We start from the raw sequence: 25,975 nt of genomic DNA, 5'->3' as shown, positions 1-25,975 counted from the left end.
CGAAATATTTCAAGTTTAGCCTTGCTTAACCTGGGCGAATAATGCTGGCAATCCCCCAGTGTGCCAATAACAGGCTCCTTCTCTTGAGGCGAAGGCTTTTTTGCTGAGCAAATCCATCATTCCCACTAACGGTTTGCTAGTGTATACCTTTTCAAGGAAGATTCCTTCTGTTTGCGGAAAAAGATGTACCATTTTCTCGGATTCTTTTGTTGAACATCCCCAACCTTCGCCCATGTAGTCATCATATATAACAGCCACATCATCGATAGAACAATCGAAAGATAACCCCAGCAACCTTTCTAGTTCAAGCATGAAATTTTGAAAAATAGATCTCAAAGTTTGCTTGTCAAACTCTACACTAATCACATGGACTTTGAAGGGAATTCCCAGAACACCAATGCCGTAAATCAATCCTGCTGCCGTACCGCCATATCCCGCAGATATAACAATGCTCTCCATATTTGCTTTACTTTTTAATACTTGCTCGTAAATTTCAAGAGCAGCTTTTACATATCCCAGAGCTCCCAAGGGTGTAGAGGCGCCATTATATACAACGTATGGCCTTTCTCCCTTTGCTTTTAAATTGCTAGCAAGATTCTCCATATATTTAGCTTGTGCGTCTAAATCTACCTTGCCTATATAGCGTGAATCCGCGCCCAAGAGATAGTTCAATGTGGAATTGCCCGTTATTTCAGTGGGTTTTTCATCGTTAAATATTTGTATGCAACGTAATCCAAGTTTATTCGCTGCTGCCGCTGTGATGCAGCATAGGTTTGATTGTATTGGGCCAGGAACGATTATAGTGTCGCAATTTTTGCTCACTGCATCTCCCAGTAGAAACTCAAGATTTCTGGTCTTATTTCCACCGAAGGCAAGGCCTGTAAGATCATCGCGTTTTATCCACAGAGGGCTGTGACCCACCCTTTTTTCAAGGTTATGCAGTTGTTGTATTGGCGTGGGGAAAATACCTATATCTACCCTTGGAAATTTTCGCAATGCATTATATAAAAGCAACGCTCTGTTCATCTAGCTTCCTCCAAATCAGATCCCCTCAGGTAACTGTCGTTTTGTCTTTTACTCATGAGCATGACTTTCTATGTCATTTTTGTAAAACACAAAAAGACCCATAGCGGTTAGAATTACTGAGACAAGGGGATTTATGAAATTAAAAAATGCCCAAGGAGCATACCTTAGCGTTGGCACCCCAAGAATTGGTGCTGCAAACGTAGCACATGTTGTCCATGGGACTAAGGCTGAGCCCAAAGTTGCTCCTTCTTCCAGAACCCTTGAAAGCATCTCAGGGGCAAGCCCGGCTTTATCATAAGCGTCCTTAAATAACCTTCCGTTTAAAATTATTGAGAGATATTGCTCACCCATGGCAATCACTGATACCCAGCACGATATTATCGTTGCCGCAACAAGAGTAACTGGTCGTTTTATGGCTCTTGTCATTCTTTCTACAATAACGTTCATATAGCCCATTTCATCTAGGATTCCGCCTAGGGCAAGTGCACAGAAAGCAAGGGAAAAAGTCCACATCATTCCTTGAATACCGCCTCGGTTTAGTAGTTCATCAACAACGGTAACGCCAGTCTCTATTTCAAAACCATAGTTCAGAACTGTTATAGCATCATGCAAGGTCGCTCCTTGCATTAATATTGCGACTATCGAGCCAGAAATGGCTCCAATGGCTAATCCTGGAATTGCAGAAACTCTCATGATGCTTAAAGTGAGGGTAATAATTGCGGGCAATAAGATAATGAGATTTATATTAAAGTTTTTTGCTAAAGTAGCTTGAATTTCTTCAATTGTAGCTACATCCAGCATTCCGCCCCCATATCGCAGCCCAATTAAAGCGTAGAGAATAAAGCACAATATGTATGATGGCACCGTTGCGGGCATCATTGCCTTTATGTGAGTAAAGATATCTGTGCCAGTCATAGCAGGAGCAAGATTAGTCGTATCAGAAAGCGGGGACATTTTATCCCCAAAGTATGCTCCGGATATGATACTTCCTGCTGTAATCTGTGGGGGGATTCCGAGGCCTTGCCCTATTCCCATCAATGCTAATCCGACAGTGCCTACTGTAGTCCATGAGCTCCCAGTTGCTACGGACGCAATGGAGCATATTATCAGTACAGCCGGTAAAAATATTTTTGGGCTAATAATTCCTAATCCATAATAAATTAAAGCGGGTACTGTTCCTGCCTGAATCCACGCACCTACAACCATACCTATTAATATAAAGATAAACATGGCTGACATTGCACGACAAACGCTGTTGCACATAGCAGCTTCCAAATCTTTCCACTCATATCCCAGCTTTAAAGATGCAATAGCGGCAATGAATGTCCCTAGTATTAATAATACATGGGCGTCTACCTTCATTACGACAAGCCCAAAAATTATAACAGCTACTATAACTAAAAATACAACCAACGCTTGTGTGAATGTGGGTCCCTTTTTCATGGTGTTCACTTGTGGCCACCTCCTGATTAATTCGATAACAAACTAATGCAGGTACTGCTCACACCTGGATCTACGCACCTCCAATCATTCAATCTCTGATTTTTATTGACTATCAGCGCTATTATCCCCCTAAGACTGAACATGTTCGTTAAATTGCTGTTTTTCTTGTCGCCCCTTCAATTTGCATTTAAACACCTGTAGGGCTTACGTCAGGATACTTGTGTCAGCTTTAAAACTATAAATGCTATCTCACGGGAGTGAGGAGCAGAGCCCAAAGTTTCCTCTTTGGGCAGACTATCAAGGCTTTGATATTTGACCTAAATCCAGTTCACCTATCTCCTCTTCCACTGCCTTTATGATTTCACCGCTTTCTACGAGACTCATTACTTCCTCTATCAGGGGAGCCATGAAGACATCTTCTTCTAAAAAGGGGACCTTTTTTCTGATGAGCCTGTAGGCTCCATAAACGCCTTTGCCGGGTTTGAGGGGCGAACTGAAGTCCAGGGCCTGAGCTGCCGCCAGCAGCTCTATGGCGATGACCTTCTGTGCATTTGACAGTATGGTGCGTCCCTTCCTTGCAGCGTAAGCTCCCATGGAGACGTGATCTTCCTGATTTGCCGAGGTAGGAATGGAATCCACCGAGGAAGGGTGTGCAAGGACCTTGTTTTCGGAGACAAGGGCGGCACAGACATATTGAGGTATCATGAAGCCGCTGTTGACTCCGCTATTTTCCATCAAAAAGGCCGGAAGGCCGGATAATTTGTGGTCGATGAGCCTTGCCACTCGCCTTTCCGATATGCAGGCAAGCTCTGCAACTGCAATGCCCAAAAAGTCCATGGCCAAGGCTATGGGTTGAGCGTGGAAGTTGCCCCCACTCAAGGCCTCGCCGTCGGCGGGAAAGATCAGAGGGTTGTCGGTGACGGAGTTAATCTCTATGTCAATTTTCTGGCGGACGAAGTCCAAGGCATCGCGGCTTGCCCCATGTACCTGGGGGATGCACCTAAGGGAGTAGGCATCCTGCACTCGCGAGCCCCTGAAAGCCTCTATGATCTCGCTTCCTTCGATGAGGCGCCTAATGTTCGATGCGCTCGACCTTTGGCCGAAATGGGGCCTCAAGTCGTGCGTCCTCGAGTCAAAGGCATAGGGGACGCCGTGAAGGGCCTCTAAGGACATGGCACCTGCTATGTCGGCCACCTTGGATAAGTTTAAGGCATCGCAAAGGACCAGCGAAGCGATGGCCGTTGTGGCGGCCGTGCCATTGTTTAGGGCAAGCCCTTCCTTGGGCTTTAATTTGACGGGTTTAAGACAGGCTTGTTCCAAGGCTTCGGCGGCAGGCATCCTTTGACCCCTATAAAAGACATCACTTAAGCCCAAAAGGGCAAGGGCAAGGTGGGAGAGGGGACACAGGTCTCCACTGGCGCCCACTGAACCTTGAGAGGGTATGACGGGATGGATTCCGTTGTTTAGCAGATCCACCAATAGGGACAAGGTCTCCAGGGTGATGCCGGAAAAGCCCCTGATCAAGGTATTGATGCGAAGTAACATGATGGCCCTCACCACGTCTTCGGCGAAGGGTTCGCCCACGCCGGAAGCGTGGCTTTTCAACAAGTTTTCCTGGAGGATTTCACTTTGCTCGGGAGGTATGGTGACGGAAGCCAGGTCTCCAAACCCCGTGGTGATCCCGTAGACTATCTTGCCTTCCTTCACCCACTCTTCTACAGCGGAAGCTCCTCGTTTGACGAAGGCCTTTGCGGCCGGATCCAGGTCCACCTTGTAACCGCAACGGGCGACCTTGATGACATCATCCAACGTTAAAGAATGACCGTTAAGGTGAACTGTTCCCATGTTTGCCCCTCCCTTTAAAGTTATGCCTAGTACCTCTTAAAACTTCATAACCCAGTTGTTAAATGCCCTTCTTATTGTTAATAATACAATCGCAATTTAGTTTTCTAAACAAACTTAGATTAATACTGACAAGGCGATGAGATTCCATTTTTCAAAGTTCATTACTCCAAAATATCGCAGCCATGGGGCGGATCCTAAAAACTTTAAGAGAAAGATGATAAGTCAACGAAGCACAGTCAATAAAGCTTTTGAGGATAATTGAATAGGTTCTGTACTTTTAGGTATGCACTCACTTTAACACCACTTTCACCGAATGTAAAACACGATTTTGTTTAAAATATTACGATGGCTTATTTTTATAGTGCATACACGAAGAATATCCGAGGATTTACCAATAAATCCTCGGATATTCTTCGTGTATCTCAGTATTTCTTCGAATTTCACATTTCGCGAAATGTGCATGTTCAATTTTGCGAGATCTGATCATGGCATACTTTCACGATATGGTTGGAGGTGGTGGCGAAATTTGTGAGGATTGCAAGATAAAGGGAATAGAGTGGATATACATCGGGAAGTCATATCGGTCAAAAGTTACGAGAAAAAGAAAATATTAAGGAGCTGCGAAGAATACGGCCTTTTTCGCGATGACTGTCATGATAATTGCTAAAGACCTGGGGTTTGAGATTTATCCAATGGATGGTTTTTGGATAATGTTGATACTTTATACATCCCATACAGAAGGTGAATTAAAAGATACTCAAGGAGGGGTGCCGCCCCCTCCTTGTTTTTACTGTTCTTCGGCCTCATATGTATTGTGAGACGAGAAATTGTGTTTAAAGCGAAGTTCCTAACAACCTGTTGGCGAAGGATCCTATTACAAATGATACGGCAGCCACTCCAAAGCTAAGCGCTGCCATTTCTGTAAACATGAGCTTGAAACTTGTGGACTTTACAACGGAGACGAAAAAGGTAAAAAAAGCTATGACGAGTAAGGCGTTTGTCATACTCCATATCAACGCGGTATAGGGAGAAGAAGTAGCGAAGAAGGGAAATATGAGTAGCATGACTGTTATGACGTAGGCAGTTCCTGTGTACATGGAGGCCTTCAGAGGATGCTTCTCCGTTTTTTCAGATTTTTGCGACAGATATTCCGAGGCAGCCATTGAAAGGGAGGCGGCTATGCCCGTGATCAAGCCGGCGAGGCCAACGACCTTGCTGTTTGCCAGGGCAAACGTCAACCCCGCCAAGGTACCAGTCAGCTCGACTAAAGCGTCATTTAAACCCAAGACTATGGAGCTTGTGTATTTTAGCCTTTCTTCGTCTATTAGATCTAACAAGGCCTGTTCATGTTCTTCCTCTTCCTGAAGTATTTTTTGGGCCTCAGGGAGCAAGGTTAACCAATGCTCGTACTTTTTTTGTGCCCTCTCTTCGTTGATCTCCATTAACTTTAATGTAAAAGTTGTGCCAAACAATAGATTTGTTAATGTATAAAACAATATGGATAAACGATTTGGCCTTACCTTGGTCTTGGTGTATTTTTCCCACACTAAGGCATGACGCGCCTCGTCTTGAGATATACGCCCCAGTATGTCCGCATTTTTACCTCTGTGTTTTTTGGCAAGCTTTTTGTAAACGATGTATTCGGTCGTCTCAGTTTTTTGTGCTTTTAATACTGCCTTCATCAGTCTTTCGTCTAACTTAGAATTAAGATCATTCAAGATGATCCCTCCCTTTTGTCGGCGTTATCGTATAATGCTAATCAAGTCTTCAACCCATTTTACATTATAGAAGGAGGGTTTGATGTGAAGGTAGCACGATTTGCCGACGAAAAAGGCGTTATACGTTGGGGTGTTGTAGAAGGAGACATTATCAAAGAAACGAAAGGCCTTCAAGGTGATTTTACGGGCGTTGATTTTCCATTTGCTAATATTCAACTTCTTGCTCCCGCAGAACCTACAAAGATAATATGCGTGGGGAAAAATTACGTGGATCACATAGAAGAAATGGACGGCGACGCGAGCCGATTGCCAACAGAGCCAGGACTTTTTTTGAAAGCCCCTAATGCCTTAGCTAATCCAGAGGAAGTGATACCTTATCCTCATTTCACAAAAGAGTTTCATTACGAAGGAGAACTTGCCGCAGTAATCTCAAAGCCCATGAAGATGGTCCCCGAAGATGCTGCCCTTGAATACGTCTTGGGATACACTTGTGCTTTCGATCTTACGGCCAGAGATGCCCAACGCCAAGATTTACAATGGGTAAGAGCGAAATCGGCGGATAAGTTTTGTCCTCTCGGGCCTTGGATTGAAACTGACTTAGATCCAACCGATCTGGGCATAAAAACTGAAGTAAACGGTAAGGTTGTGCAAAATAGCAGAACCTCATTGATGATATTTTCGCTAAAGAAAATACTAAGTTTTACCTCCTGCTTTATGACACTTTTGCCGGGAGATGTCATATTAACGGGAACGCCAAGCGGAGTGGGAGAGTTGCACGTAGGAGACGTTGTGTCAGTTACGGTGGAGGGCATAGGTACCCTACAAATTACTATTGGATGTCAGTAATTTAAATAAAAATAGCATGACAACATTTTGCTGATGACCTTTCATTATAGTCATATTATAAATAATGTAATTCACAAAAATTTAATGTTTTTAAGGTTTTTGTCGCTAAAAATCAAGACCATCCTTCACTGTTTTTTAGCAAACTCCAGCGGGTTTTAATACTAAAAAGGGGTTTTTAAAGAAAAACCCCTTTTTAGTATTCCGTCTTAAATTGGACTCAATGATTCGAGTATATTAAAGCTCGCTTTGTGCCTTCTTGAACCAATCTCTCCCCTCAAGCAGTCTCGCCACTAACATGGCTGAAGCAGTGTCTCCCGTGGCGTTGACCATTGTGGCCGCCGGATCCACGAGAAACCCTATAGTGGCTATGATGGGGAAAGCCTCTGGTGGGAATCCGTATAAACTGACGATCAGCATTTCCCCCACCAGTCCCCCGCCTGGTATGCCTGAAAGCACCACACCGCTTAACGTTGCTATTGCCACGGCCGTAGTGAAGGTGTTCAACCCGGAGAAGTTAAGTCCGTAAAAGCCAAAGAGAAAGGATATTTTCAGGATGCCGCTCAAGCAGGACCCCTCCATATGAATTGTGGTCCCTAAAGGTAAAACCATGTTTCTTATGTCTTCAGGGACACCTATATTTTTCGCGGCCTCTAAATTCACGGGCAACGTGGCGTTACTGCTTCCCGTTGCCAGGGCGGTAATGGCTGGTGTTATTATGTTTTTCCAAAAAGTTCCCACTCCTTGGCCGCTAGTTGAAATGTAGGCGTATAAGGTAAAAGCAATAAAAAAATATCCAAAGGTTACTATGTGATACACTATCATGGCTCTTGCGTAGGAACCAAGAAGTTGAGGGCCAAAATCGCCGACGAGGGTTGCAAAGTATGCTCCAAGGCCAATTGGAGCGTAATACATCACGATCTTCACCAAATATAACATGGCGTCAGAGAGGATGGATACCATGTCTATCACGGGACGTGCTTTTTCTCCCAAGGCGTTCAGACTTATGCCAAGCAAAATGGAAAATATAATAAGGGGCAAGATGTGACGTCTGGATAAAAGATCCCTGAAATCTTCTACAGTAAAGGCTTTTACTATCTGTTCGGCCGTGTTTAATGGCTCAAACTCTTGCGGGGCAATGCTTTCGATCACTATGCCCTCGGCTGGAGGAAAGTAAACCGCTGCTACAAGCATGATCAAAGCTGCTATAACTCCTGTTATAAGAAATATTGCGATTGTAGTTCCAAGGACCCTTCCCAGTCGCTTTAAAGATGACATGCTGGCTACAGCGTTTAAAATCGTGCAAAACACCAAGGGCACTACTATCATGAACATCAGATTGATGAAGGCGTCCCCGAAGGGTTTGAAAACCAGGGCATCCTTGCCCATCAAGGCCCCTAAAGTCGAACCGATAATGATGGAAATTAGCAAAACGATCGGAAACCCGTAGGTTTTTAGCGCACTTGACCGACTTTTGGTCATTTTTGCCACCTCCAGTGGTATTTGTTAACAATTGACGATGCTTGACTGTTTAGCCTTTGATAATAAAATATCAATCTGTACCAAATTATGTACAATATTACATTTTTACATATATGCAGGCTCAAGCGATGTGGTAAATGCAACAAGTAGCTGGCAGGAATTTCCCCTTCATGCCCTTAGATATTTCGCCAGTGATCTTTGAGAGCGTCCTCGTCCGGAATTAAAGCTTCTTTAGTGAAATTGCCAACAGCTACGATGAAGGCCTTGCCAGTAAGCGTCGCTTCTAAAACTTCATTGGACATAAAACGTAGGGTTACTTTATTTATGCCTCCCGGGTTTTTAACGTCGATCGTCGTTGGAGTATTATATCGTAAGTGAGATGCCAAGCAGCATGCGATGGAACCAGTGCCACAGGACAACGTAAAATCTTCTACGCCGCGCTCGTATGTTATCGCTATTAAATGGTCGTTTTTTACCTCCACGAAATTTACATTGGTACCCTCATCGAAGATTGTCCCTTTTTTTCGTAAATTACGCGCTAAAGTTAGCAAATCATCGCGCGTAATTTCATTAAGACCCTGAACAAATACAACACAATGAGGCACACCAACGTAAAAAGCAAGGTATGGTAACCTCACCTCAACGGTTTCCACGTTTCCCTCTTTGATGTTTCTGATATCGATTTTTCCCATTTCTATGCTGACATAAGGGGAATTTACGTGTGCGCTTATTAATCCAGACTTGGTCTCAAAGACCATGTCTTTTTTCGCGTGGCCCTTTTCATATGCGTATCTTGCTATACACCTGGCTCCGTTGCCACACATCTCACCTTCCGATCCATCGGCGTTAAAAAGTCTCATTGAAAAATCACCGTTACACGAGCTTCCCAAAACTAAAACGCCATCTGCGCCCAGCGATGTTTTTCGACGACATATTTTCCTAGCCAAATTGGCAAGTTCCCCGTCACTGTAATTGTTGTCTTTGTCTTCTATTATGATGAAATCATTTCCGTTACCGTGGGTTTTCGTAAAGGATATCATTTATGAGCTACCTCCTTTAATGATATCATTAAAGCAATTTTACACCGTTTGCAAGGATTGTTCATAAGCGATGAGGCCTCTGTCTTTAATAGTTTATCGCTGTCAAAAAATCGAGGAGGATTCAAATTAAGCGATATGCTATATTAAACGTGCATATTTGTTCAAATTAGAATACGAGCTCTTTGGATGATGTGTTTTCAGCACAAGTGCAAAAATGTTCTAATGTAAAATTAAACTAAAATTTCCTATAGTACTTATAATACTATTGAAGCGAACGAAATGGTTGACAACGTCAAGCCCCATGAGGTGAACCAATTATACATTTTTCCCGCCTGATATGATTTTTCATGGGCATTGACCAAGGTATCGTCGATATAGGATTTAAAATTTATCTTATTCTTCTGCGGAGGTGTCGTAAGTGGTTGCTGACGGTTTTTTAAGATTTTCCAAAATAAGAACTCGGTTATTATTGTTGGTAATTATTTTGATCATCGCTAACATATGTACTTCTTGGTATCTCCTGGGGTTCGTAAAGGGCCAAAAGGAAAACGTCGAGCTTTTAAGGCAGAGCGGCAAAAGCATTAGGTATGCGGCAGAGGCCAATGTCAACATAGTTAACGCTATGAGCAGTGTATATAAGGTAATTAACGAACCCAAGGCAACTTGGCATTTGGAGTCGAGAAATATCGAAAGTTTGCTTCAAAACGCCAAGTTGGCCTTTGAAGAATATGGCTGTGTACTTCTTACCGAAGAGGCAATGAACAGATATGACAGTACAGCTGAAATATTCAATCGTTGGTTGACTGCTATGAACGCTATAAATGAAATGATAGCAAAGGAAGCTTCAGAATCGGAAGTGCTGAACGAGGTCAACAAAATCTATATTGACACTAATATGTTGACAGGAAGCATTAATGAAACTTTTGCCTTCGCTGCCCTTGATATGGATTTGACGGCCGATTCCATCTCTCAAGCAATAGATTCTGCTACCAAAAGATCTATAGCTATTGTAGTTGTAGCAGCAGTTGTAGCATTATTATTTGGTTTCATGTTAACGCGCTCTATTAATTTGCCCCTAAAAAATATGGTCAGCTTTGTCAACAGCATAGCCGACGATCTCGACTTATCGAAGGAGATCGAAAGCACCGGTGAAGACGAAATAGGAGATGTTTTGAAAGCAATAGGAAAATTGCTTTCGCGGTTTAAGGAAGCTTTGGTTGTGGTAATAAATACCAGCCGCAATCTCGCTTTATCTTCCGATGATTTTTCTGCATCCGCTGAGGAAGCAAGCCATATCATGGAAGGAGGAAGAAAAGAAGTTGATCAAGTCTCTTCGGATGTTTTGTTTTTGGCATCCGCCGTTGAGGAAATAAGCGCAAGCTCGCAAGAAGTTGCAGCAGGAGCGCAATCGGCAGCCAAACGTAGTACCGATGTAGCAGAACAAGTTGAAATTGCCAGACAATTTGCTCAAGAAGGCATAGATGCCGTGAAAAAAGCGGTGGTTTCTTCCGTTGAAGTGTCAGATAGTGCAAAAAAATCGGTCGCTGTAGTTAACGATTTAGGTGCTAGGGCTAGACACATCCAAACTTTCGTTGGGACAATAGGTCAAATCGCGGATCAAACCAATTTACTCGCTCTTAATGCTGCGATTGAAGCAGCGCGAGCAGGCGAGCACGGTAGGGGATTTGCCGTAGTAGCGGAGGAGGTCAGAAAGTTAGCCGAACAGTCTAACAACGCAGCGGAGCAGATAACCAATTTGGCGGAAACCATAGTAAGAGACCTTGAAAGCGTAGTGGCAGCCACCGAAGAGAATGCGAAAATAACTGAGCGTGCCAAAGAAGAAGCGAGTAATGCTGAAAGTGCAATAGAAAAGATAATGCACTCCCTCGAAACAATAGCTAGCGCTGCTCAGGACATGGCTGCAGTTGCGGAGGAACAAGCTGCTTCGGCTGAGGAAATTGCAAGTACTGTTCAAAACTTGAGTGAGAAATCGTCCAACTTAAATGAATCTGTTGAAAATTTATTAGATAATATTGCAAAAGTATCGGACGTTATTTCAGGTGTTGCGAAGGGATCTCAAGATTTGGCATCGCTGGCTGCGATTTTAGAGAATCAAGTGAAAGTATTTAAACTAACCGATGAACTGACTGAGGAAGAAAAAATATCCTCGAGGAACGAGATCATGCTTTCAGAAGGCAATTACACTTAATTATCGAAGGTAAAACCGTCAACTTTAAACAAGTTCACGCAAGCATCGACGACGTCGGGGTCAAAATGCTTGCCCCTGAGCATTAGAATCTCGCTCAAGGCAGTCTCAAGGGGCAAGGCTTTTCTGTAGGGACGATCAGATACCATTGCTTCGACTGTGTCGGCAACGGCAAGTACAAGTGCTAAAGGGTGGATCTTGTCATTTTTCAGCCCCTGTGGATATCCGCTTCCGTCCAGTCTTTCGTGATGTTCGTAAACTATCTCGGCTATGGGCCATGGGAATTCTACCCCTTTTAAAATCTCAAAACCCACCTGAGGGTGAGCTTTGACGAGCATGTATTCCTCAGGTGTGAGCGACGTCGGTTTGGTTAATATCTCTGCAGGTATCTTTATTTTTCCTATATCGTGCACGGGAGATGCCATGCAAACAGCCTTGACATCATCTTCGTTTAACCCAAGGTGCGTTGCGATGGCCTCAGTTAATTTGGCAACCCTGCGTTGATGGCCCGCCGTATAAGGATCTCTTTTTTCGAGGGTGGATCCTAAGGCCGCTATGGTTTGAATACACACCCTTTCTAAGTAATTTACGTATTCATTTAACTTCTCTTCAGCTTTTTTCTTTTCAGAGATATCGCGATAAATTGTATAAACACCACAAGATTCACCTTTAAAAATTACAGGAACTGCAGTGATGGCTACTTCGAACAAGGTACCGTCTTTTTTCTTTCTAACCGATTCAATGTCAACAAGATTTCCGAAGGTTGCTCGAACGCTTACACTGAAAGCCTCCCCATAAAAGGGCGTATCGGCCGCCACGAGTTCATCAATGTGTTTGCCCAGGACCTCTTTCTTGCTATAGCCGAAAGTCTTACAGAAGGATTCATTCGCTTGAGTAACATAATTATTGCTGTTGGTTAACACAATAGCTTCAGGGTTGTTATAAAATAAACATTCTAGGCGCGATCGTTCCTTTTCCAGAGCTGCCTGTGCCTTGAACTCATCCGTAATATCACTCCAGCTTGTGACTATGCCATTTATATCTGGATCATTTAATTGGTTGTAATGTGCCGCTTTAACGAAGACTTTATTTTTTCTTTTGCTGTCTATTACCCAATATTTGGCTGTTGCCACACCCTCAGGTTGTGATGTGCAGGTTGCGATGCATTTTTTTATCTTTGGGATATCGTTTTCGTCGATGTAATCATATATAGATTTATTTATCAGGTCTTTTGGCAAAGTACTTATAAACCACTCAATACTCGGTGAAGCAAACATTACCTCTCCCAATTCTGTTAACACAATGATGGCCTCGTGAGAAAACTTTTTCACCAAGTTAATCACTGATGTAGACACCCAACCTTTCTAATCGATTTAAGTACAGTTCTGCTTTATCAGATCATAGCTTAAATAAAAATTTAAAGGGTTCTTATGATGTTTAATAATTTCAGTACCCTACTAAGCTTTATCTACAACACAAATAATAGAAAATTCCAATATACAATTGTAGCATTTTCATAATATAGTTGGTGGCATTGTAATATATCGAGTTATTTAAGAATGCCTCCTATTTTAAAAAGAAGACATTTTCTATGTAAATATTTAATCATCGCAAAGATAATGTATTAGATAATCAGGCTTCTTTAGTGCATAGATTTTTCCATGGACAGGCCAGGCAGTTATCCATATTTTTTTTATAAGGGCCATGTGCCGAGATGAAAGCCGCGTCCTCAATTTGTTTCTCCACATCATCGAAGGAAATATCGTCAGTTTTTATCCCGATAGCCCTACCTTCCCTTAGAAGGTATAGCCCCATTTCCAGCGGCTTGTGAGGGAATTGACGCCTCACCACATATCCATAGAATTTTACCTGATGGCTATAAAGTCCCATGAGTGACTTGCTGTCGATACTGGCCTCTTCCGTTATTTTATAATCCCAAAGATGAATCCCCTCTTTGTCATGATAAATCAGATCTATTTGTCCGGCCAGTCGAGTTCCGATGTCCAAGTTGACGGAAAAGGGTATCTCTCTGTGGACTTGGCCTTTGAGGCTTTTTGAGCTTAGTACGTTTTGAAGTGAGAGCCCTAGCGGACTTTCTCTAAAAGCCTCAAGCCATCTCATCAAGATGGTCCAATGGGTTTTGTCCTTGAGCACCGGGCGGAGACCGGTTGGCAATAAGCGCAACAAGGCTTCGAGGTCATCGTCTTTTTGTGGGAAAAACCCGGCGAGGCTTTCTTTTCTTAAATCCCAGCGCGCTAATATCCAATGTACCAAGCTTCCAACGTCAGGTCCACCGTAATCCTCCGATCTTGGCAGCTCCCATTTTAATGGTAATCCTTGCTTGTATCCTAGTCTGTATGCGTGGGGACACCACGAAATTATTGCGTATTCGGTGGCGCTTAACCTGTCAACTGGCGAGGTTGGGATCATCGATGACAATTTCTTCAAAGAAACTGCTTGGGATAAAATTTTCTTGGTCCTTTGCTCGTCCGAAAGCTTGGGCTTGGGTTTACCAAGGAGAGCTTCTGGGATGACAATTTTTTCGGCTTCAGGCCAGCCCAGCAAAGCTTTTAACCAAAGGCCTGTTCTTTTCGAGGGAGCCCCATCTGAGTCTAAGGCACAGCTTCCGCATAGTATTAACCTGTTTTTTGCACGAGTACAAGCGACATAGAATAGCCGTAAGCTTTCTTCGTCTTGCGCTGTGCCTTCAAGGTAATCATGCACTGCCTTCGATGGCGGGCTTTCCTTTTGGCAAAGGGGGTCAGGGTAAGAACTTGCCACGGTACCTACAAAAATCGAGGGAACCAGGGATGAGCCGCTTCGTGGATGTCTGTGATGTTCAAGGCCGAAGACGGCCACTACAGGAAATTCCAATCCCTTGGCGGCGTGAACCGTCATGACCCTCACTACATCTTCATCTTCGCCCAAAGGAGTGGCTTCCTCGTAGGGAACATTAAACCTCGTTGTGTTTTTTAGATAATGAGCTGCTCCAGCAACGTCTTTGCCCAAGGCCTCTTCGTATCCCCTTAGAATCTGTATTAGATGCCTCATGTTTGAAAAAACTCTTGATCTTTTGTGGGGCGGCGCAGAAAGCAGCCACAACGGGTCTTCAAGTAAGTAGTTCAAAGCGTTACTAGGACCGCACAAAAAAGCCCTGTGTCGCAGATCTTCTATTTTACGAGCAACGGTTGGAAGGTTGGCCTTTACGTATTTCCACGCTCGGCCACGGCCATTATCGCCTTCAATGGATAAAATGGCCTTTAGGGCGGCTTCTTGAGATAACCTGAGGAAAGGCGAGGATAACAGGCCGATCAGGGCAAAGTCATCCTCTGGATCGCTTAAAGCCGATAATAAGGCGGTAGCGTCGAGCGTCTCTGATCTCGAGAAAAAACTTTTTTGTTCCACAAAAACTGCTGGAATATTGTGTTTTTCGAAGGCCTCCTCGAGCGGGTCGTAATAATTTCGTGACGGGACTAAAACCACCATGTCCTTCCACTGAGTTCCGCCTTCGTGCAGCATGTCAAAAAGGCCTGCAAGGTTTGAGGCTAAGAGATTTTTCCTGTGCGTCGCACCGACCTTTTTCCCTTCTCCGTCTTCGATTGTCGTCTCGAGTAGTAACATTAAATCGCCTATCTTGCTATCGTTTGCTGATTGAATATCTTCCTTCTTTAAAACATCAGGATACGCCAATGGTTCATAAGGATGTCTTAAGGAGGAACTTATGCCTTCACGCCAAAGATGACCGAAAAGGCTGTTTATCTCGTCTAAAAGCTCATTGGTCATCCTGAAGGATTCGCTTAAATATACATATCGCCCAGCTCCTTCTTGTGCCCTTTTTATGTAGTCTGCAAATATTTCAAGATTGGCGTGGCGAAATCTGTATATGGATTGTTTCAAATCGCCCACGATGAATAGCTTTGCCGGTTGGTCATTCTTTGCAGTCTTGATATTTTCAATCAGCATGCTTTGAACGCCGTTTGTATCTTGAAACTCGTCCACCAAGATGTATTTGTATCGGTTAGCTATCTCAGGGTGTTGATTCACCATGTCTTTTGCCTTAATTAGCAGGTCATCGAATGAGAGGATGCCTAATCTTTTTTTGTGCTCCTCCCAAATAGCCCAAATGATGCTCGCAAATTTAAGCAGTATCTCACGAAGCGGCCTATCTTGAGTTGTGTCTTTTATCCATCTTGCCAGAGCCACGTCTTGCGATAAACTTTCACGGTGAATTTTGAGCCCTTCGTGGCCTAAACGATGGAGTAATAAGGCCTCCAATTCTTCCTTGAATGTTCCTCTGCCTGGAATATTTGAAAGCACTTCGTCGTTTAAGTCCACCAAAAAGCGAGCCCATTCAGGAGGGGAGCCAGGATAAGTTTTTTCCCAACGGTTTTGAAAATCTCGCACTCTTTGGGATAGATTATCTTTATTTCCTGCATCTACATTTACTTCCTCGATCCAAAAATTATAAAGGTCGCTATATAAACCTTTACGATCAGCATTTGGGTTAAAAACGAGTTCTATTGCCTTTTCGTCGATTTTTTCAAGAGCGGTCGATATTCTAAAAAGTTCATCGGGATTTAGGCTTCTGCTTCCGAAGAGGTTGCAGGCTTCTCTTCCAAGATCGATCAAAACCCTAGGGCCATAAAAGTCAAGAACGTCTCTAAATGCTTCATCTGAAATTAAGTCCATGGTTTTTTGGTGCCACGGTAAGGGCGCATTTTGAGAGAACCAATTTTCGTCGAGCAAATCCAGGGCGTTGACGGCAGATTCATAGAATATATCCTCCTGTTGCGGAGTAACGATATTAAAATTTGGATTTATCACCAGGAATTGACCGTAGGATTTTAGCAGGTTCATGGCAAAGCTGTGTATGGTTGAAATTTGCGCTTCATCGAAGCGATTGCAAGCCAGAGTCAGTCTCTCTGCAACAGCCTTCTTTTCTTTAGGCGCAATGTCCGACGTTTCCAAGGCCTTAAGCCAATCATTTAAAGTCGATAGAATTTTATCTTCCATCTCTTGAGCTGCCTTTTCGGTGTAGGTGATGGTAAGTATTTCGTCATGCCTTGCACTTCCTGTTGCGACGAGCCAAGCAAATCTCCACGAGAGCGTGCGCGTCTTGCCGCTTCCAGCGCCGGCGCTTACTACGACTAAGTCGTCTTCCGATATCACCGCCTCGCGTTGCTTGGATGTAGCTACACTCAAGAAGAGCTCGGCTAAAGCAGTTTTATTAATCATTATCTTGTCTTTCCTCTCCTCCGATTTCGCTTTTTCTGCAAAGGGTCTTGTATTGACATTCCTGGCATGTCTTAGGATCGTAATGTGGCTCAAAGGATCCCGACATTAAATCCTCTGCCCATTTTGTGAGCGCTTCTTCTGCTCTCTTTGCGATATCCTCCAGCTTTTCGCGCTTTATCTTGAAATTTTCCGGGAAATCCTCAGGTACCAAAGCTTTTATGAAGTCCTTATATTCTTTGGAGACGTGACCGATGCACATGCTGTTTCCGTGACAAAGGTAAAGGGCGCCTATTATTTCTATGTCATTTTTCATAAAAGCTGAAGCATAAGCGGCAAGCTGAAGGGAGCTTTCGTAGTTATGCGAACCACCAGTCTTGTAGTCCCAGAGGATTTGCCCCTTTTCGTTCAGGCAATCGATGCGGTCGGCTCTTCCAACAAAAGACACAGCGTCGACGAGCACTGTAGGTAACTCCACTTCCCAATACTGAGAGATGGAGAAATTGCCAAGATTTGATTTTATGCCTTCTTGTATTAAAGCCAGCCTTTTGGCTTGTGCGTATAGCCGCTTATTATGTCGGAATAACTTTTTATTATTCAGAAGCGAGGGGTAGACCGATTTTACCGTTTGCTCCCAAAGTTTCTCTATGCAAGTTGCAAGACTAGAGTCTTTGCATGTCAAACGCTTGTTCCATGCTTTTTGCCATAGCTGATGAAACAATATGCCACAACGCTGTGGGTCAAAACCTGCATCCCGCGGTTGGTATAGATTGAGGATGCTTTTGTATGCATAAAGGGCGGGGCATTGAGTCCATGTGTCTATGTCGCTTAAATATCCCTTAAATTTGGGTTTTACTTTAACCACGGGTTTTCTTCTCCGCCTGGAAAGTTTATCCTGTGGCACTTCAGATTCTCTCAGATATGTTTCTCCCTTAGGCAGCAATTTGCTTAAGGGCCTTTCGGTTTTTCCTGTCACCTTGCATAAGCCATCTTTTAATGCGCCTTCCAAAAACGAGGAAAGTTTCCGGGGCTTGCCCTGTGTATCGATAACAGAGCAAGTTATCCATGTAGCATCCGTTCCAGAGCATAGGTGCCTTCGAAACAGAGCTTCAAGTTGCTGTCTTCTTTCGTGCCTCAGGGGAAGGTGTACGCCTGCAAGGCCTGTGTTTTCATGTATCATCATCCTTGCTTCATCGTTTAAGAGGGGCGGTTCAATTATCTTTCCCGGCCACTTTTCAGTAGTAGCGTTTACAATTGTGTACAGACTGTGAGTCGCAAGCACAGGAGAGTTGTCTATATATAGGGTGATGGAATTTAATTGCTTTTTGGGGGGAAGTAGCCTCGTTTCTTCCGCGAAGCGATACAAGAATTCCCAGGCTTCAGATTCCGAAAGCAAATCTCTTTGGGCCGAACCAAGGCTAGGAAGCGATTCCTTTAAAAATAAGGCCTTTCTTTCGATGGCTTCCAGAAATTTGGCTGTTTCAAACAAAGTCTCGTCATATTTGGGATCTGTTATGAGGTCTTGTACCTTTTCTTGGACTTTTATGATATCGCTTAGCAGTTCGAAAAGTTTCTCAAACAACTTTTCCGCATTAATACCCTCTTTAATATCATTGAAAAAGGAATCGCATGCCTCAATGATATTAAGTAAATCTTTCATGTCATTTCGTCTCAAAAAATCCCGCCATTCTTTAATTCCTGAAGGCATTTCTTCATTTAGCAGCTCTAAGAGCTCATCGGATAAATTAAATCCAAGGAATGGGCTGAAAAAGAATCGAAACACGAAAAGAAATGGCCAATTTTCATCCTTTAACTTTTTCAAGCGCATCAGCAAATCCCAACAGAGGGTTTCACTCAAAAGCGTACCTGAATTAAAAGCCCAAGGGATGCGGTAGGCATCCAACACCTCCTCGGTAATCTTTCGGTAGGAGGCCGGTATTTCTATGGCTATACCGCTGAAGGAAAAACAACCTTTTTCTACCGCAAACCATATATTGCGAGCGAGCGTTTCAAGCTCTTGCCTAGAATCACCACAAGCAATTAAATGTAAATTTGCCGACTTATCCTGCTTTGATATTTTGCATATCGTTGCACTTTCCGCGAATTGTTGTTCAACGTCATAAAAACTTTGGCCCATCGCAGGATCAGGTTTGTATATATCTATGGCTACCCCAATTTCATCTAAAACTCGTAGCAATTCGTGCTGAGACCTCATGAAACTCATAAATCCCACCAAGACGAAGGCGTAATTTTTTAGATGACGCCTGAGTTGTTCGAATTCAAGCAGCAAATTTTTAGACAACAAAGGGATTTGGGCACTGTCAGCGAGGTCGTTTTCATCGAGGTAGCTTAAATATTTCCCGTAGATGTTGCAGAGAAACCCAGTTGGCTTTATCAACTTTGGGCATTTGTCGTCACAGGTGCAAATGCCCTCGTGATTTTTACAGCTTAGTGCCATAGCAAGATCTTCCTGAAGGACATCTTCGCCGATGAGTTCATGAAGTTGTTTTCCTATTGTTTCTATGAATCCTGGTTGCCTTATCGCGGGAATAGCGTCTATTAACTCCTTTGAAGTTCTCAAGGCATTTTGAACGAGGTGTCTTACGACTAGCCAGTGATCGGGAGGGTCTAATTGTCGTTTTATAGGAGGACGAATGCCCAATCTTCGGAGGATGTCTGCGAGTCCTCCGTACAAATCGCCCCACCGCCATATGGCGGGAAAGTCGTGTGCAAGGCCTTCTATAGATAATGTTTCAAGCAAGAGATTTTTATCTTCCTTAGAGGGCACTATGAAGATGAGGTCTTTGTGCTCATGGTGAATTTCTTTTAGAGGTTCTTCCAGCTCAGTTGCGAATCTGTACGTGTGAATCATAATACTCAAAAAAGGATCACCTCAATAAATTTTATGCTATGTGGTATATTTAAAATCACGGAACATCCCTGGTAAATATCAATTTTTACCTTGCCTTGTGATATTATAATACCTCGTTATTTCTGATCTTGTGCAGAAATTGCAATTCGCAAGTATCGTAAAAACTGAGTTTTACGTTGCATGATTGTTAAATGGAAAAGTTGCAAATTAGCTTTAGGGCACGGGGAGGATGGTTTTAAGTGAGCATGAATAAACTTCGAAAAATGTTGTTGCGCTTACATATCGTTTTAAAACAAGAGAAAGACAGCTTCCTGATAATAAGCTTTGGCACTGCCATATCCGTCATCGCTACAGTTACTCTCATTATGCCTTACAAATTTCCCGATGCCGGACTGACAGGTTTAGCTGTGCTTTCGTCTTATGTATTTCATATTTCTCCGTCGTGGTTGTTTGCAATTGGAAACGCGGCTTTGCTAATTTGGGGATGGAAGGAACTTTCTCCACGATTTGTAGCGCTTACCATTTACGGCGTTGGATTATTTTCTCTGCTTTTAAAGGTTTTAGAATTTATGCCTACCCCTTCACTGGATGATCTATTCTTGATTGCCGTTTTTGCCGGCGTTATAAAGGGCATCGGTGGTGGACTGGTGTTTAGATCCGGAGCATCGCTTGGTGGGACAGATATCGTAGTTGTAGCCTTGAGGAATAGATATGGGATTGAGGTGGGCAAGTATAGCTTTTATATGAATCTGGTCGTGCTTTTGATCTCGGCTCCAGTGATCGGCATCGAACGTACAATTTACGGATTAGTGGCAATATACATAAGCGGCATAGTTGTTGACGGGGTCTTGCGGTCATTTGATAGAAGAAGGCAAGTTTTCGTAATATCTCAAAAATACGAACAAGTTAAGGATTTTATCATAAAGGAGTTAGGGCGAGGAGTGACTTTGCTTCAAGGGGAAGGTGGATTTACAGGGAAAAGCCAGAAGGTTGTCATGTGTCTTTTAACCCCCAGGCAAACGATGGACTTGAAGCGTTTTTTGGCATCGACGGATAAAAAAGCATTTATGGTGGTAGCCGAGGCATCTGAGGTAGTTGGCAAAGGCTTTAAATCTTGGAAGGAGTTTTAGTTACTGGGATTATGGCGATTAATGCAATTTGATTCACTTTTTGAGGCTGGTGATGGATTTGGCACCACTTTATGGCTTATTACTCCTAATAGGGGGAGTAGGTCTGTTTTTATATGGTTTAAACGAATGCCCTGACAACATTAGAAAATACCTTGGGAAAAGCGGCAAGGCTTTTCTGTCTCACGTTGGGGCCAAAAGAGGCTCATCTTTTCTTTTTGGCACGCTACTTTCGGTTATGATGCAAAGCAGCGCCGCGGCATCGTCTTTTGCCGTAGGATTGGTCGAAGTTGGATTGCTTGCCTCGGAGCGCGCCCTTTTAGTTATAATGGGCGCAAGCGTGGGTACTGGCTTGATTGTGTATTTTTTGAGCCTCGACTTAATCCTTTTTAGCCCGCTAATATTCGCGGTTATAGTCTTTTTGGGGCGTTTTACGAAAAGGCGCTTAAAAGAGTATTTTAAGATAGCTGAAGGCATCGCAATCGTGTTTTTTGGAATGTCTTTGATCAAACTGGGATCTTACCCGCTAGTTTATTCAAGTCATATACAAAATCTTCTTTCTTTCCTGACTCAATCGGCCATTCTTTTGGCGATAACGGTGTGTTTACTTACTTCGGTTGTTCAAAGCAGCACGGCCACTTTAGCTGTCGCAATAGGAATGGCAAGTTCGGGTCTTTTGTCCTTTAGCGCCATATTGCCGCTGGTTTTAGGGGCTTATGTGGGATCCTCTAGCTCCGCCCTTTTGGCGGCTTTGGGGAAAAAGCGAAAATCTCAAGGACTTGCATGGAGCGCATTTTTGTACAGAGCCTTTGGAATTGTCCCGATGATTCCTTTGGGCTTGCTCTATCTGAAAGTCGGAGAAAACTTACCCATGTCAATGGGTGCCCATATAGCGTTATTGCAAATGCTGCTCGTCTTGGTAAATGTGATTGTGTCGCTGCCTTTTACTTCGGTTCTTTTGAAAATGGGAGAAGGGCTAGCCAGTTTGAGTGAGAAAGAAGCTATAGAACCTCTATATTTGGATTGGGACTTTGTAGATGTCACAGCGTTAGCTGTCTCGCTTCTTTCGAAGGAGATAGTACGAACATCCAATTTTTTGGAGGAATTTTTATACGGTTTATTTTATGGTAACATTGACGAAGACCATCTTTATTTACTAAAAGCGAGCTTGCCCGATCTAGTGAACTCCTGCATCTTTTACCGTTCGGCCATTACATGGGTTTCAAATGAAGATCAATCGCTTACAAGGGAGTTTGTCATCACCTCCTATTCGCTAAACGCTCTTAAAAATATGGTTACCCTCGCAACTGAAAGGCTTTTTCCTTTGATGACAGGCAATATAGATATGAGGAACCCTCTTCTTCCTTTCAAGTGGGAGGATGTAAAGAAGTGTTTTTTCGACGTTTTCGCGAGCAGCTTAGGCGCATATGCCCTTGATGACCCATATTTTGCAAACAAAGCCTTTCGATCATATAGTAAGCTTTCAGTGAAATTGGGAGAGGCAAAGAACGAATTAATGTTGTCTCATTGTACGATCGAAGATGGCACAGATTTGATCGATTTATTGACATTGCTCGATGCTTTTTTAAGGGAATCGCTGGAATTTGCACGCGCTGCCAGGCGTTACGAAACCGAATACGATGAAAGATCATTTGTTGATTTACAAGGGGAGAAGGAATTTGATCTTTAGAAAACGAAACACTAAGGAAAAAAAGGTCGGAGGACTTTTTGAGCGCGATAAGAGCTGGCTTTTTAAACAGCTGTACGCGATGGCTGATTTAGTTGAGCGAGCAATAGACGATGCGTTAGGAGCCATAATGAAAAAAAGTGACGATCTTGCCCTTGAGGTCATCAGAAAGGATGACGAAGTAGACATTATCGAGGTCGAAGTCGAGCAGGAATGTCTCCGCTTATTGGCAATGCGCCAGCCCGTGCGCGAGGACTTGCGCTTCGTTTTCACTATAATAAAAATAATAACCGAATTGGAGCGCATAGGAGACCAAGCCGTAAACATAGCAGAAAGGGCTCTGGAGCTAAATAGAGAAGGCTTAATTAAACCCTTGATGGATATACCTAAGATGGCGGATATTGTGATAGAGATGGTAAGAGAAGCCATTCAAGCTTTTGAGGCTAGAGACGTAGACAAATTAATAGAAGTCTATATGAGCGACGATGAGGTGGATGCTTTAAACAGGGTGAATTTTGCGGAGACTATCCAAATAATGGCTTCAACGAAAATGGATGACCCCTACTCGGTGAAAAAGGCAACGGATTTGTTGTCTGTTTCAAGGTACTTAGAACGAGCGGGAGACCACGCAACCAACATAGCCGAGCGTGCCTTTTTTAGCGTGACGGGAGAAAGAATCAAAGAAAAGCTTTTGCGTACAAGTTAAGGAAGGGAATGGGCCTGTTTTGAGTTTCGCCATTGATTTAAAAGACAAACTACATCGTTTGGAAATCGGTGCTACCATATGTGGCATATGCATAGCCGCTTGTCCTTGGACTAAGCGTTATTTAGGATCGAAAAATATCAAAAGTGGAAGGTGATATTCATTGAAAAAGCCCCATGGCATATTTGCTCCTATAGCTACGATTTTTGATGAGTCTGGTGACTTAGATTTAAAGCGGTTTAGCGAAAACGTAAAGAAGTTCAGTGAGACCAAGCTTTCAGGGTTAGTAGTTCTTGGAAGCAATGGCGAGTTTGCTTTATTGAGTTATCATGAAAAGGTGGCCTTGGTGAAAGCTGCCAAAGAGGCCATTGCAAAGGATAAAATTCTCATAGCGGGCACGGGGTGTGAGTCTTTGCGCGAGACAGTAGAGCTTACCAATGAGTGTGCAAGGCTTGGAGCTGATGCTGTCTTGGTGGTTACGCCAAGTTATTATAAAAGCGACATGACGGACGAGGCATTAGAGCGATATTTCACGTTCGTTGCAGATGAATCTGCTGTTCCCGTGATGCTTTATAACATGCCGAGAAACACCGGAGTCAACATGAGTGCAAATTTGGTGGCCAAGTTATCAAGGCATCCCAACATAGTAGGCATAAAAGATAGCTCAGGGAATATCACCCAAATAGCCAACATAATAGCAAAGTGTCCAAAGGACTTTGCTGTCTTTGCCGGTTCCGGCAGTTTTCTTTTGCCCACGTTAATGCTTGGAGGCGTAGGAGGGACTTTGGCCGTAGCTAACGTTGTTCCGAACTATTGCGTAGCCATTTACGATCTTTGCAAAAACGGCGAATTAGACAGGGCAAAAAAATTGCAGCTCGGGCTTCTCGAACTTAACGCTGCTGTTACAACGCGTTATGGCATTGGTGGAATGAAAGCAGCGATGGAAATGGTCGGATTTCATGGAGGATCGCCAAGGTTGCCGATATTGCCTGCGACGAATGAGGCCAAAAGAGAAATATCCGATTTAGTCAATGCAGCACTAAATCTTTTTCATGAAGTTTGTGGCAAGAATTGCCTTTAAAAATAAATATAAAAAATAACAAGGGAAGAATGCCCATGAAATTGCTAGTAATAGTCACGAATGAAAGAGATAAGGTAGAAGAGGTGTTTAAGGAGTTCCTTGAAATTGGCGTAGGAGGGGCTACTGTTATAGATACTCAAGGAATGGCCCGCATTTTGTATGATAAAAACGTGGATAAAGTTCCTATTTTCGGTTCGCTTAAAATGCTTATTGACGATAAATATCCGTTTAATAAGACTATTTTTGTTGTGCTTGACGATGATCTTGTAAAGCCAGCAATACAAGCTGTGAAAAGAGTTTTAGGCGATTTAACTAAGCCCAATGTAGGGATTCTTTTTGTTTTGCCGGTGGAGTATGTCGAGGGCGGTTCTTTAAGTTATTGTCGATCTGATGTTGGTCTTTAAATAGCAATAAAATAAATGAAGGAGTAGATAAAATAGTGCATCCCTTATATTATCTTTCTTTAATTCTTCTTGCTGGACTTTTTCTCGCAAGGATTGTAAGCGTGTTTAAACTGCCCAACGTGACGGGATATATTTTAGCAGGAATGCTCATCGGGCCCTCATTTTTAGGCATTATTCCAAGAGAAGCTGTTTCTTCATTTAACATTATTTCAGAGGCGGCTCTTGGGTTTATCGCCTACAGCATAGGCGGAGAGCTGAGCATTAAACATTTGCGAAGAATGGGCTCTTCAATACTTGTAATCACACTTACAGAATCACTGGGTGCCGTTTTGGTCGTTATAGCCGCAATGGTTTTTATCTTCAAGCAGCCGCTACCCTTTAGTTTCATGATTGGCTCTATTGCAGCTGCAACGGCTCCCGCCGCAACAATTATGGTAATAAGACAATATAATGCCAAAGGTCCTCTTGTAGATACGCTTTTCCCCGTGGTTGCGCTGGATGATGCCGTGGCCATTATGGTTTTTGGCATAGCTATTGGTATTTCCCAGTCCTTGCCCATGGCGAGCGCAGGAGTCATAGCCATGATTATGTTAACTGGAAGGCTCATGCTCGAAATCTTCATAGCCCTTGGCTTAGGGCTTTGTGTGGGCTTGTTTCTCTCGGTGATCTCAAGATATCTGAGAGGTCATGATACACTTCTGTCTTTTGTCATTGCTTGTATCTTTTTAACAGTTGGAGTGGCGTCCTACTTTAACGTATCGTCCCTTCTTGCATGTCTGGCTCTTGGTGCTGCGGTTACGAATCTGGTGTATCGCAGTGATCGAGTTTTATCCGTTATTGATCGCTTCACACCGCCAATATTTGTAAGTTTTTTTGCTATTTCAGGTGCGGATTTGCAGATTTCGGTTCTACGTCAAGTTGGACTGCTTGCTATAGGGTATGTGATTTTCCGAATGATAGGAAAGGTTTTAGGAGCTTACTTGGGAGCAAAGTGGACAAATGCTCCTGCCGTTGTTCAAAAATACTTAGGCTTGGCCCTAGCCCCTCAAGCCGGAGTAGCGATAGGGCTTTCCCTGGTAGCTGAAAAGGCCCTTCCGGGCGTAGGGATAGTGCTTAGGAATATAATTCTTGGTTCCACAGTTATTTATGAATTAATAGGCCCCGTCGTAGCAAAGCAAGCACTTATGATGGCAGGGGAAATATCTTCTGACCGACAGTAAATTAAATAACATACAGCGATCAAAAATTTAAGCCTATAGATTAAGT

General features: G+C 43.3%; 17 protein-coding genes. 8 read left to right on the top strand and 9 right to left on the bottom strand.

The genetic code is table 11. From position 1 onward, the window contains the following. Window positions 1-15: 15 nt before the first annotated feature. The 4 genes from AC5SXE_RS02180 to AC5SXE_RS02165 form a co-directional block, all read right to left on the bottom strand. Window positions 16-1,026, bottom strand: a complete 1,011-nt coding sequence (locus tag AC5SXE_RS02180) for a pyridoxal-phosphate dependent enzyme (RefSeq protein ID WP_493916469.1) — start codon at window positions 1,024-1,026, stop codon at window positions 16-18. Between the two features lie 48 nt (window positions 1,027-1,074). Next, entirely contained in the window at window positions 1,075-2,469 is a 1,395-nt protein-coding gene (gene nhaC, locus AC5SXE_RS02175) for a Na+/H+ antiporter NhaC (protein WP_310849291.1), read from the bottom strand. Window positions 2,470-2,766: 297 nt separating this feature from the next. Beyond that, window positions 2,767-4,314 carry a histidine ammonia-lyase gene (gene hutH, locus AC5SXE_RS02170; protein ID WP_493916468.1) on the bottom strand — a complete coding sequence of 516 codons (1,548 nt, stop codon included), beginning with the start codon at window positions 4,312-4,314 and terminating at the stop codon, window positions 2,767-2,769. Between the two features lie 833 nt (window positions 4,315-5,147). Then, the gene (locus tag AC5SXE_RS02165; RefSeq protein WP_493916467.1) at window positions 5,148-6,032 is read right to left on the bottom strand and encodes a VIT1/CCC1 transporter family protein; all 885 of its coding nucleotides are present in this window, start codon (window positions 6,030-6,032) and stop codon (window positions 5,148-5,150) included. 84 nt (window positions 6,033-6,116) lie between these two features. On the opposite strand from AC5SXE_RS02165, the gene AC5SXE_RS02160 reads away from it, so the two are divergent. Then, window positions 6,117-6,878: a fumarylacetoacetate hydrolase family protein gene (locus tag AC5SXE_RS02160; RefSeq protein ID WP_310848468.1), complete on the top strand. Its 762-nt coding sequence runs from the start codon at window positions 6,117-6,119 to the stop codon at window positions 6,876-6,878. Window positions 6,879-7,112: 234 nt separating this feature from the next. Here the strand turns inward: AC5SXE_RS02160 and AC5SXE_RS02155 are convergent, their stop codons facing one another. Both AC5SXE_RS02155 and dapF read right to left on the bottom strand, forming a co-directional pair. Then, on the bottom strand, window positions 7,113-8,357 hold the full coding sequence (locus AC5SXE_RS02155) for a dicarboxylate/amino acid:cation symporter (RefSeq protein WP_493916466.1): 1,245 nt from the start codon (window positions 8,355-8,357) through the stop codon (window positions 7,113-7,115). A gap of 176 nt (window positions 8,358-8,533) precedes the next feature. Beyond that, window positions 8,534-9,397 (bottom strand): diaminopimelate epimerase, encoded by an 864-nt coding sequence (dapF, locus tag AC5SXE_RS02150; RefSeq protein ID WP_310848472.1) that lies wholly within the window; start codon window positions 9,395-9,397, stop codon window positions 8,534-8,536. A 418-nt stretch (window positions 9,398-9,815) separates the two neighbouring features. Between dapF and AC5SXE_RS02145 the strand changes: the two genes are divergently transcribed. Further along, complete coding sequence (locus AC5SXE_RS02145; protein WP_310848474.1) at window positions 9,816-11,606, top strand: methyl-accepting chemotaxis protein; 1,791 nt, start codon at window positions 9,816-9,818, stop codon at window positions 11,604-11,606. Here AC5SXE_RS02145 and AC5SXE_RS02140 read toward each other — a convergent pair. From AC5SXE_RS02140 to AC5SXE_RS02130, 3 genes are all read right to left on the bottom strand, one after another. Then, window positions 11,603-12,946, bottom strand: coding sequence for an HD domain-containing phosphohydrolase (locus tag AC5SXE_RS02140; protein ID WP_310848476.1), 1,344 nt, complete (start codon window positions 12,944-12,946; stop codon window positions 11,603-11,605). The two genes, AC5SXE_RS02145 and AC5SXE_RS02140, sit on opposite strands and share 4 nt — an antisense overlap. Before the next feature lie 289 nt (window positions 12,947-13,235). Next, window positions 13,236-16,838: a UvrD-helicase domain-containing protein gene (locus AC5SXE_RS02135; protein ID WP_493916465.1), complete on the bottom strand. Its 3,603-nt coding sequence runs from the start codon at window positions 16,836-16,838 to the stop codon at window positions 13,236-13,238. Next, complete coding sequence (locus AC5SXE_RS02130) at window positions 16,831-19,707, bottom strand: PD-(D/E)XK nuclease family protein (protein WP_493916636.1); 2,877 nt, start codon at window positions 19,705-19,707, stop codon at window positions 16,831-16,833. Before AC5SXE_RS02130 ends, AC5SXE_RS02135 begins: the two co-directional genes overlap by 8 nt. Window positions 19,708-19,952: 245 nt before the next feature. On the opposite strand from AC5SXE_RS02130, the gene AC5SXE_RS02125 reads away from it, so the two are divergent. The 6 genes from AC5SXE_RS02125 (at window position 19,953) to AC5SXE_RS02100 (ending at window position 25,929) form a co-directional block, all read left to right on the top strand. After that, window positions 19,953-20,837 (top strand): YitT family protein, encoded by an 885-nt coding sequence (locus tag AC5SXE_RS02125; RefSeq protein ID WP_310849296.1) that lies wholly within the window; start codon window positions 19,953-19,955, stop codon window positions 20,835-20,837. Window positions 20,838-20,889: 52 nt separating this feature from the next. Continuing rightward, window positions 20,890-22,524, top strand: a complete 1,635-nt coding sequence (locus AC5SXE_RS02120) for a Na/Pi symporter (RefSeq protein WP_493916464.1) — start codon at window positions 20,890-20,892, stop codon at window positions 22,522-22,524. Next, window positions 22,514-23,227, top strand: coding sequence for a phosphate signaling complex protein PhoU (phoU, locus tag AC5SXE_RS02115; RefSeq protein WP_310848483.1), 714 nt, complete (start codon window positions 22,514-22,516; stop codon window positions 23,225-23,227). Before AC5SXE_RS02120 ends, phoU begins: the two co-directional genes overlap by 11 nt. Window positions 23,228-23,387: 160 nt before the next feature. Continuing rightward, window positions 23,388-24,305: a dihydrodipicolinate synthase family protein gene (locus AC5SXE_RS02110; RefSeq protein ID WP_493916463.1), complete on the top strand. Its 918-nt coding sequence runs from the start codon at window positions 23,388-23,390 to the stop codon at window positions 24,303-24,305. A gap of 35 nt (window positions 24,306-24,340) precedes the next feature. Continuing rightward, window positions 24,341-24,709, top strand: coding sequence for a P-II family nitrogen regulator (locus AC5SXE_RS02105; protein WP_310848485.1), 369 nt, complete (start codon window positions 24,341-24,343; stop codon window positions 24,707-24,709). Window positions 24,710-24,744: 35 nt separating this feature from the next. Next, entirely contained in the window at window positions 24,745-25,929 is a 1,185-nt protein-coding gene (locus tag AC5SXE_RS02100; protein ID WP_493916462.1) for a cation:proton antiporter, read from the top strand. Window positions 25,930-25,975 lie beyond the last annotated feature (46 nt).

It is taken from the genome of Acetomicrobium sp., from assembly GCF_059026225.1.
This window is presented reverse-complemented; position numbering and strand designations above follow the sequence as displayed.